This window comes from Aquabacterium fontiphilum (genome assembly GCF_009909205.1).
GTDB lineage: Bacteria > Pseudomonadota > Gammaproteobacteria > Burkholderiales > Burkholderiaceae_C > Aquabacterium > Aquabacterium fontiphilum.
In genome coordinates, this window is record NZ_JAAAPN010000022.1 from 1 (window position 1) to 1,948 (window position 1,948).

At 63.1% G+C, this 1,948-nt stretch carries 2 protein-coding genes; both read left to right on the plus strand.

Features of this window, described 5'->3' with window-relative positions; all coding sequences use genetic code 11:
• Window positions 1-82 precede the first annotated feature (82 nt).
• Window positions 83-1,099: an IS21 family transposase gene (istA, locus tag GTZ97_RS16370; protein ID WP_161652064.1), complete on the plus strand. Its 1,017-nt coding sequence runs from the start codon at window positions 83-85 to the stop codon at window positions 1,097-1,099.
• The gene (gene istB / locus GTZ97_RS16375; protein WP_161652066.1) at window positions 1,096-1,869 is read left to right on the plus strand and encodes an IS21-like element helper ATPase IstB; all 774 of its coding nucleotides are present in this window, start codon (window positions 1,096-1,098) and stop codon (window positions 1,867-1,869) included. Before istA ends, istB begins: the two co-directional genes overlap by 4 nt.
• Window positions 1,870-1,948 lie beyond the last annotated feature (79 nt).

The window sequence follows — 1,948 nt, forward strand, 5'->3', positions numbered from 1 at the left end:
TGTCACCGCCGCAGTAATACTGACCCACTTCGTCGGCGTAAAAGTGACCCACCTGGGGTAAGGATGGCGGCTTTGGCCGCCGATGTTGACCCAGGAGCAAGTAGTGGAGATCAAGGTGATGTCTCGGCGGGGCATGAGCATCCGGGAGATGGCGCGGCAGCTGGGCTGTTCGCGCAACACAGTCAGGCGGTACCTGCGTGAGGGTGGTGCGCCCGTGTACGGGCCCAGGTCGCCAAGAGCGACCAAGCTCGACCCGTTCAAGGGCTATCTGCTGCAAAGGATCGAAGCGGCCAGGCCGCACTGGATTCCGGCGGTCGTGCTGTTGCGCGAGATCACACAGCAGGGCTACACGGGCGGGCTGACGCAGCTCAAGCAGTTCATCAACGGCCATCGCGACAAGCCGGTGGAGCCGCTTGTGCGATTCGAGACGGCGCCAGGCCAGCAGATGCAGGCGGACTTCACGCACATCCGCAAAGGACGTGACCCGCTGATCGCCTTCGTGGCCACGCTGGGCTACAGCCGCGCCAGTTGGGTGCGCTTCACAGCCGACGAGCGCGCCGAGACGCTGGGCCGTTGTCTGGCTGAGGCGTTCGAGTACTTTGGCGGTGTGCCGCAGCATGTGCTGTTCGACAACGCCAGCACCATCGTCACCGAGCGAGATGCCTATGGCGAAGGCCGCCACCGTTGGCACAGCGAGATGCTGAAGATGTCGGAGCGATTCGGATTCACGCCGCGCCTGTGCCGTCCGTATCGCGCCAAGACCAAGGGCAAGGTCGAGCGATTCAACGGTTACCTCAAGGGCAGCTTCTGCGTGCCCTTGGCGGCCAGCCTCAAGCAGGCCGGGCTCAGGCTTGACGTGCAGGCGGCCAACGCCCACATCGGCCGATGGCTGACCGAGGTGGCCAACAGTCGCGTGCACGGCACCACGGGCGAACGACCTGACAGAAGGCTCGCACTGGAGCGCGCAGCCTTGCTGCCCCTGCCGGTCAGGCAACCGGCGGCATTGCCAGCCACACCTGTGCGCAACAGGCCGATTCCAGCCGAGAGCTTGCAGCATCCCCTGTCCGTCTACAACGAACTGCTGGAGGTGCGACTGTGAACCTTCAGCACGAACGCATCGCCACGTTGTGTGGCGCACTCAAGCTCGAGCGCATCGCCAGTGAATGGGCGGCCGTTGCGCAACGGGCAGCGCAGCAACAAGACAGCTTGGGCGACTTTCTGGAGCAGATCCTGACGGTGGAGAACGATGCCCGACTGCAGCGGCAACGCTCGGCGCTGGTGAAGATGGCGACGCTGCCGTCCATCAAGACGCTGGAAGAGTACGACTTCGCATTCGCCAGTGGCGCGCCACGCGCGCAGATTCAGGAACTGGCGGCGCTGACCTTCATCGAGCGAGCAGAGAACGTTGTCTTCCTGGGGCCCAGCGGCGTCGGCAAGAGCCATCTGGCACAGGCCTTGGCCTACCGGGCTGCCATGGCAGGCATCAAGACGAGATTCATCACGGCGGCCGACCTGATGCTGCAACTGGCCACGGCACACAAGCAGGATCGGCTCAAGGAATACTTCAACCGCGCCGTGATCGGCCCACGATTGCTGATCGTCGACGAGATTGGCTATCTGCCATTCGGACGCGAAGAGGCCACCCTGTTCTTCAACGTGGTAGCCAAGCGGTATGAGCGCGGCAGCATCGTGCTGACCAGCAACCTACCGTTCAGCCAATGGGCCAGTGCCTTTGCAGACGATCAGACCTTGACTGCGGCCCTGCTGGACCGCCTGCTCCACCACGCCCACATCGTGCAGATCAGCGGCGAGAGCTACCGCCTCAAGGACAAGCGCAAAGCGGGCCAGATCAAGGCCAGGAACAACTGATGTGATGAGCGCCCAGGTGGGTCACTTTTACTCCGACGACAACATCGGAAAGTGGGTCAGTTTTAAACCGACGTTGACA

Excerpts from the sequence above, each read along its gene's own strand:
- istA (WP_161652064.1), top strand. The coding sequence starts at position 83 with ATGTTGACCCAGGAGCAAGTAGTGGAGATCAAGGTGATGTCTCGGCGG.